At 68.3% G+C, this 5,577-nt stretch carries 3 protein-coding genes; 2 read left to right on the top strand and 1 reads right to left on the bottom strand.

From position 1 onward, the window contains the following. Positions 1 to 12 precede the first annotated feature (12 nt). On the bottom strand, positions 13 to 2,940 hold the full coding sequence (locus ABZD10_RS13115) for an error-prone DNA polymerase (RefSeq protein WP_372887108.1): 2,928 nt from the start codon (positions 2,938 to 2,940) through the stop codon (positions 13 to 15). A 154-nt stretch (positions 2,941 to 3,094) separates the two neighbouring features. Here ABZD10_RS13115 and ABZD10_RS13110 point away from each other — a divergent pair, with 154 nt between their 5' ends. Continuing rightward, positions 3,095 to 4,825: a DNA polymerase Y family protein gene (locus ABZD10_RS13110; protein ID WP_372887106.1), complete on the top strand. Its 1,731-nt coding sequence runs from the start codon at positions 3,095 to 3,097 to the stop codon at positions 4,823 to 4,825. Positions 4,826 to 5,037: 212 nt separating this feature from the next. Next, positions 5,038 to 5,385 carry a DUF2794 domain-containing protein gene (locus ABZD10_RS13105; RefSeq protein WP_372887105.1) on the top strand — a complete coding sequence of 116 codons (348 nt, stop codon included), beginning with the start codon at positions 5,038 to 5,040 and terminating at the stop codon, positions 5,383 to 5,385. The last annotated feature ends 192 nt before the right edge of the window (positions 5,386 to 5,577 follow it).

The following is a 5,577-nucleotide window of genomic DNA, read 5'->3' as shown; positions in this document are numbered from 1 at the left end:
CAACTAAGCGCCTCACTCTGCCGCCTCGGGCGTCAGCAGATGCCGCAGCAGCGCCACCGGGTGGCGGCGCAGGGTCAGGCGCATGGCGACATAATCCTCGACCACCTCTTCGCCCTCGCTCATCTCGGGCAGATGCGCGGCGGGTTCGACAATGCCCTCGCCGTCGATGTCGCCGGCAAACAGCGGCAGCGGTTTCTCGGAGCGGATGGCGCGGGCCTGCCACAGCGCCTCGCGGCGCGAAAGGCGCAGATCGCCAAAGGCATCGGCCTCGGCCAGACGCACCAGAACCGGCGGGCTGACCCCGGCGCGGCGCCAGACGTCCTCGACGCAGGCATAGCCATTGCCGCGCGCGGCGGTGATCCAGGCGGCATCCTCTTCGCGCACCGCCCTGATCTGGCGAAAGCCCAGCCGCAGCGCCCAGCCGCCGCGCCCGTCGGGCTCCAGCACATTGTCCCAATAGCTTTCGTTGACCGAGACCGGGCGCACCTCGACCCCGTGCTCGCGGGCATCGCGCACGATCTGGGCCGGGGCATAGAATCCCATCGGCTGGCTGTTCAACAGCGCACAGGCAAAGAGGCCGGGATAGTGGCATTTGATCCAGGCGCTGGCATAGACCAGCAGCGCAAAGCTGGCGGCGTGGCTTTCGGGAAAGCCATAAGAGCCAAAGCCCTCGATCTGGGAAAAACAGCGGGCGGCAAACTCCTCGTCATAGCCGTTGGCCTTCATGCCGCGCATGAAACGGTCGTGAAATTCGCTGACGGACCCATGTTTCTTGAAGGTGGCCAGCGAGCGCCGCAGCCGGTCGGCCTCTTCGGGGGAAAACCCGGCGCCGATGATGGCGATCTGCATCGCCTGTTCCTGAAACAGCGGCACCCCCATGGTCTTGCCCAGCACCTCGCCCAGCGCATCCGAGGGGAAGCTCACCGGCTCTTCGCCATTGCGGCGGCGGATATAGGGGTGCACCATGTCGCCCTGGATCGGCCCCGGCCGGATGATCGCCACCTCGATCACCAGATCATAGAAATTGCGCGGCTTCATGCGCGGCAGAAAGTTCATCTGGGCCCGGCTTTCGACCTGAAACACGCCGATGCTGTCGGCCTTGCACAGCATGTCATAGACCGCCGGATCCTCTTGCGGCAGGGTGGCGAGCGAATAGTGTTTGCCATGGTGCTGCGCCATCAGATCAAAGGCCTTGCGGATGCAGGTCAGCATGCCAAGGCTGAGCACGTCGACCTTCAGAATGCCAAGCGAATCAATGTCATCCTTGTCCCAGCAGATCACGGTGCGGTCTTCCATGGTGGCGTTTTCGATCGGCACCAGCTCATCGAGCCGCCCGTCGGTGACGATGAAGCCGCCCACATGCTGGCTGAGGTGGCGGGGAAAGCCGATGATCTCATGCACCAAGGCCATGGTCTGTTTCAGGCGCCGGTCCTCGGGGTCGAGACCGATCTCGCGCAGGCGCTCGTCCTGCACCGCGTCGGTGGAAAAGAACCCCCAGAGCTGCGAGCTGAGCGCCGAGATCGTGTCTTCGGACAGGCCCATGGCGCGGCCCACTTCGCGGATGGCGCGCTTGCCACGGTAATGCACCACGGTGGCGCAGAGGCCGGCGCGGTGGCGGCCATAGCGGTCATAGATCCACTGGATCACCTCTTCGCGCCGCTCATGTTCGAAATCGACGTCGATGTCGGGCGGCTCGTCGCGCGCCTCGGAGACAAAGCGTTCGAACACCATGGTGCCGATCTCGGGGCTGACCGAGGTCACGCCGAGGCAATAGCAGACCACCGAATTGGCGGCGCTGCCGCGCCCCTGACAGAGAATGTCGCGGCTCCGGGCAAACTGCACGATGTCGCGCACGGTGAGGAAATAGGGTTCGTATTTCAGCTTGGCGATCAGCGCCAGCTCATGCGCCAGCATCGCCTTGACCCGATCCGGCGCGCCATAGGGGTAGCGCCAGCGCAGCCCCTCATGGGCCAGCCGCGACAGGCGCTGGCTGGCGGTCTCGTTTTCGGCCACTTCGCTGGGGTATTCATAGCGCAGGCTGTCGAGGCTGAAGTCGAGTTTCGCCAGCAGGTCCGAAATATTGTCCAGCGCCTGCGGATGGTCGCGGAACAGGCGGCGCATCTCGGCCGGGCTGCGCAACCGGCATTCGGCATTGACCAGCGCATCGCGGCCCAGCACGTCGATGCGCTTGCCGGTGCGGATGGCGCTCAGCACATCGGCCAGACGGCGGCGGCGCCCGTGATGCAGGCGCGGGGCGGCGCTGGCCAGAAGCGGCAGGTCGAGCCTGTCGGCCAGCTCGGCCAGGCGGCGGAAATGCATCTCGTCCTGGCCGTCATAGCGCGGTGTCAGCGCCAGATGCATCTGCCCGGCAAAGCGGCGCGTCAGGCGGGGCATGTGCCGCGCCCATCCGCCACCACATCCCTCTGAGCCGCGCCGATCGCGCAGCGCCTGGCGGTCGGGATGCAGGATCAGCTGCAAGCCTGCCGAATGTTCGAAAAGATCGGCAAGCCCCAGAAGGCATTTGCCTTTTTCCGCCCGAAGCCGCCCCTTGGAGAGGATGCGGCACAGGCTGGCCCAGCCCTCGCGGCTGGCGGCCAGCGCGGTGACGGGGGGCGCATCGGTAAAGACCAGCCGCGCCGCCGGCAAGAGCCGGGGCACATTGTAGATCGCCGCCGAGGCGGGCTGTTTTTCCGGGGGCGGGCCTTGCGGCGCAGGCGGGCCGATCAGCCCATGGTCACTGTCAAAACGCTGGCGTTCGCGCACCCGGCGGGCAATGTCGCGCGCCTCGGTATGGGCGCGCACGATGCCGGCGACGCTGTTGTCATCGGCAATGGCAATCGCCTCAAGCCCGTCCAGCGCCGCCCGGCGCATGTATTCCTCGGGGTGCGAGGCCCCGGTGAGGAAGGTGAAATTCGACGTGATGCAGAGTTCGGCAACCATGGGGCAGGGTTTCGTGGTGCGGTTTCTGGTCGGGGTCCGCCTTGGGCGCGCCTGTCTCGACAGCAGGGGGCGAATCGCGATAGGCTGGAACAAAAGAAGAACAAATAACGGGGTGCCTGTCAAATGGCCGGTTCTGCGGCCCGGCTTTTGCCCGTTGTTTTCTGCCGAACTGCCTGCCGAACTGCCCGCCACCCTCTCTGCCGAACTGCTGATGTCCAACCGTCGTATTCTCTCCCTGTGGTTCCCGCGCCTCGGCGCCGAACGGCTGATCCGGGCCGAGCCGGACCTCTGGGGCCAGCCGCTGGCGGTGCTGCGCGACAGCGGTCAGATGCAGCTGGTGTCGTCGCTGTCGCCAGAGGCCAGCGCCGCGGGGGTGCATCTGGGCCAGCCGCATCGCGATGCCCAGGCCCTGTGCCCGGGGCTGCTGACCCGGTTGCAGAACCCGCAGGCCGAGGCCGCCTTTCTGGCCACCCTGCGCCGCTGGGCGGTGCAGTTTTCGCCCTGGGTGGCCGAAGAGGCCCCGGCGGCGCTGATGCTGGATATTACCGGCTGCGCGCATCTCTTTGGCGGCGAGCCGGGGCTGATCGACGCGGTGCAGCAGGGCTGTGCCGGGTTGGGGCTGACGGCGCAGGCCGGGATTGCCGACACGCCCGGCGCCGCCTGGGCGCTGGCGCGCTTTGCCGGGCGTGGCGACATGCCGATGTTTCGCAGCGGCGATGCCATCGACCAGGAGGCGCCGGCGACCCGGGTGCGGGCGGCGCGGCGGCGGCATTGGACCCGGGGCGGCCCGGCGCCACAGCTCGCCAGCAAGGGGTCGGCCGGGGGGGCAGCGGGGGCGGCGATTGCGCCGGTGGGCCAGACCCGCACCGCGCTGGCCGATCTGCCGGTGGCGGGGCTGCGCATCGACGCCGAGACCCAGGCGCATCTGGCGCGTCTGGGGCTGCGGCGCATCGGCGATCTGGCGGGCCAGCCGCGCGCCGCCGTGGCGCGGCGTTTCGGCAAGGGGCTGATGCTGCGGCTGGATCAGGCGCTGGGCGCGGCGGCCGAGCCGATCACCCCGGCCCGCGAGGCGCCGCATTTCGCGGTGCGCCTGACCCTGCCCGAGCCGATCGGGCTGCGCGAGGACATCGAGGCCGGGATGCTGCGGCTGCTGGAGCGGCTCTGCGTGCTGCTGGAGGCGCGCGGCAAGCTGGTGCGGCAGCTGCGGCTGCAGGCGTTCCGCACCGATCAGAGCATGCAATGGGTCGAGGTCGGCCTGGCCCGGGCCTCGGCCGAGGTGGAGCGCATCCGCCCGCTGCTGGCGATGAAGCTTGACGAGATCGAGGCCGGGTTTGGCATCGACATGCTGCGGCTGGTGGCGCTGCGGGTGGAAGAGGCCGGGCAGCAGCGCATGAGCGGGCCGCTGGAGGCCGGCCATGTGGCGGCCAGACGCCGGCAAAGCGGCGCCGCGCTGGAGGATCTGATCGGGCGGCTGGGGGCGCGGGTCGGGCTCGAGCGCATCACCCGGCTGCATCCCGCCGACAGCCATCTGCCGGAGAAAACCGCCAAGGTGATGGCCGCCCCCTGGGCCGAGGCCCATGCCGGGCCCTGGCCGGTGCCGGCGACGCCACGGCCCTTGCTGATCTGGCGCCCCGAGCCGGTGCTGGCGCCGGGCAGCCCCTATCCGCCGGGGGTGTTCCGCTGGCGCGGGCGCGATCTGCATCTGGAACTGGCGGCGGGGCCGGAACGGATCACCCCGCAATGGTGGCTCGACGATCCGGACTGGCGCAGCGGGGTGCGCGACTACTGGCGCGTGACCTGCCGCGAGGGGCCCAGATTGTTCATGTATTTCGCCCATGGCGGCGACATGTCGGCGGGCTGGTTCTGCCAGGGCAGTTTCGCCTGATCATCGGGGTCCGGGGGGAAGTCCCTCCGGCGGCGCGGACTGGGTGGGGGCAAGATCGCCGCGCCGCCGGAGGTAGCGGTTGTTTCGCTATGAATTGACTATGCGCAAAGCTTTGGGCGAGATCGGGGAGGCCCCGGGGCGATTTGCGGATCAAGTTGCGGCGAAAACGCGGCAGGGTTGATTTTTTGCAAAACTGCGGCGATTCTGATCGCATGAATGCTCAACCGCCTATTCCGTTCAGCGGTCCGCCGCAGACCCCGACCCAGGTGGCGTTTCACCGCACGGAGCTTGGGCTGATCCTGTCGCTTTACGGGCGCATGGTCGCCGCCGGGGAATGGCGCGATTACGGGATATCCAACCTGCGCGAGGTGGCGGTGTTCTCGATCTTCCGGCGCACGGCGGAAAACCCGCTCTACCGGATCGAGAAACGGCCCCGGCTGAAGACCCGCCAGGGGCTTTACGCGGTGATCGGCATGGACGGGCAGATCCTCAAGCGCGGCCATGATCTCAGGACCGTGCTGCGGGTGCTGGAGCGCAAGCTGATCCGCGCCGTCAAATAGCCATGCCGCGACCGCCTGCGGCGGCCTCGGCAGGCCTCCGGCGGGGATATTTCGGGCAAGAGAAAAGGGCCCCGGCTTCGCCCCTGCTTCATCTCGTCGGCAATACTCCGGGGGTCTGGGGGCAGCGCCCCCAGCCGCCAGGCGGCGTCGCAAGCGGCTCAGCCGATCTGTTGGGCCATGATACACAGAAGT

Source organism: Shimia sp. (genome assembly GCF_041624275.1).
GTDB lineage: Bacteria > Pseudomonadota > Alphaproteobacteria > Rhodobacterales > Rhodobacteraceae > Shimia.
The sequence above is the reverse complement of the archived record's forward strand: the minus strand, read 5'-3'. Positions and strand labels throughout refer to the sequence as shown.